Below are 2141 nucleotides of genomic sequence, written 5' to 3' on the forward strand. Positions count from 1 at the left end.
CGACGAACTGCCGCAGTAAGCCGGTGTTCGCATGACAGTTGATGTACTCAAAATGCTGAGCCGATGCTGGAACCACCACGATTTCGTGCCACAGCCGCAGCGCGATATTGAAGTTCAGCTCCTGCACGTAGCGCATAAATCCGCCGAAAATCGCCACGTGTGTGGGATGGCTTTTGGCCCACAGCTCAAGTGCCGCCATATCGCTGAAATGCGCCAGGCCAAAGGTTTTCTCCGTTACGGCATGCGAGTTCACATCAATGACTTGCATATAGCGGCAGTTAAGGCAGCCGATGGCGTGACCGCTATCGCGCAGAAAGTGCATGCCTTCGCGCAGCACCGGTTCCACCTCGCTTAGGTACTTTTGTCTCTCTTCTTGCTGAGTGGCGGACCAATCCTGCCCGGAGCGGATCAGGCAGAGATTTTCCCGGCCAGCCAGCACAACGCGTTTGCCGGTGCGCGTCGCTGATGGCGTCATTCCACTGCCACTTAGCGCATCGAACTGCGCGCGCGGCAGGCGATCGCGCGCACTGCCCCAATAGCCGTGCTCCTGCATTTCGCCACTCATGCCATCAGCCAGACAGGCCACGCCTTCAGGCGAGGCACGATCGGAGAAAATGGTTTCAAAGCTGCCGGCTTGCGGGCTCACGATCTCGAGAAAGTAGCCATATTCGCCTGCTTCTCGTTCCGCTGCGTGCCACCATGCAGAAAATAAGCTGCCTGTTTTCCAGCGCTCAAACTGCTGCTGCGACGGCCAGTAGGCAATGGCGATCAGGTTATGAAACCCGGCGTCGTCAATATACGCCGCCAGGTCCCAATGTTCTGGCGCGTACGGGGAAGAAAAGCGTCCAGTCACCGCATTGAGAGCCACAGGCGCGATCGGAGTGGCTGCCTGAACGCCGAAGTACGCCATCACTACCTGGCCGGAAAGTGGGGAGAAGCGCGCCGTCCACGCCGGAAAAGGGGGTTGGTGATCGTCAGGCATCGCCATCGGACAACGGCGCGCGACACGCAGATGCGCAGGAATAGCGGATTCCATATTATTCCTCCTCTTCAGTTGGCAATTCAGATGGCAGCTCAGCAAGCAAGCCACGTTTGACCACCGGCGGTTTGGCGCCGGAATGAAACAGAAGCTGGGTGACATCGGGACGTGAATAGTGACCAACAGGATCCGCCGCCAGTTTGGCAAAGGTGATCGCCGAAGGTGCCAGCGTGGCTAACAGCAAGCCCTCTTCATGTTCACCGAGCGGTGTGGCAAGTTCGCTGCCGTCCGGGCCATAAATGCGGGCATGTCCGCCACCGGCGCTGAGTAACGCGCGACGGGCATCGTCCGGGCACAGCAGATCGATCATCTCTGCGGAAACCACCGCGCAAGGCGCCAGCACGAAACACTGCCCTTCGGCGGCATACAAACGCGAAGCTGCCGTGTTGACTTCAGGACCCAACGCCGCTGTGGCGTTGTTGTAGAGACTGAAACTCGGCCAGGCGGCAATGTGGATCTCTTCATGCTGGGAATACATGGCGTAACGCGAGAGCGGCTGCAGATGTTCCCAGCAGCAAAGCGCACCGACCACGCCGAACGACGTTTCCCAGGTGGTCAGTGAAGAACCGTCGCCCTCACCGAACAGCGTCCGCTCGACGTGCGTTGCCTTAAGCTTGCGGCGCGTACCGATGGTTTCGCCGTCGATGCCAATAATCCACTGCGAGATGTAAAGGCTGCCGTGGTCGCGCTCACTGAATCCGAGCACCACCATCATGCTGTTCTGCCGCGCGGCATCGGCAATGCGTTTCGCCTGCACGCTATCCAGAACCAGCGAGTTCTGATGATAGTCATACACCAGCGGCATATTCACGGCGGGCGAGTTCAGCCACAAAAACCACGGATAGCCCGGAATCCAGGTTTCGGGAAAGGCGATCAGTTCCGCGCCCCGCGCGGCGGCTTCCTCAATCAGCTTGATGGTTTTATCTACCGTCCCTTCCAAATTCATAAACAGTGGAGCGGCCTGTACGCAGGCCACGGTAATCGGTTTGTTCATCATGTTGCTCTCTCCCAGGTGAATGAAAATAAACTGGGAACAGATATAACCGCCGCGCCACGCGCAGGGTTATGACAGGAAGGAAGGGATGATTGTCCAGAATGGAAA

At 58.2% G+C, this 2141-nt stretch carries 2 protein-coding genes; both read right to left on the bottom strand.

All coding sequences use genetic code 11. The features are described 5' to 3' along the window. Positions 1 to 1036: phenylacetaldoxime dehydratase family protein (locus RTY00_RS15910; protein WP_312665091.1), on the bottom strand; the 1036-nt coding region annotated here is incomplete at its 3' end. Between the two features lies 1 nt (position 1037). Continuing rightward, on the bottom strand, positions 1038 to 2036 hold the full coding sequence (locus tag RTY00_RS15915) for a carbon-nitrogen hydrolase family protein (RefSeq protein WP_312665092.1): 999 nt from the start codon (positions 2034 to 2036) through the stop codon (positions 1038 to 1040). Between the last annotated feature and the right edge of the window lie 105 nt (positions 2037 to 2141).

Origin of the sequence: Pantoea sp. CTOTU49201 (assembly GCF_032054795.1) — a bacterium.
GTDB lineage: Bacteria > Pseudomonadota > Gammaproteobacteria > Enterobacterales > Enterobacteriaceae > Pantoea > Pantoea symbiotica.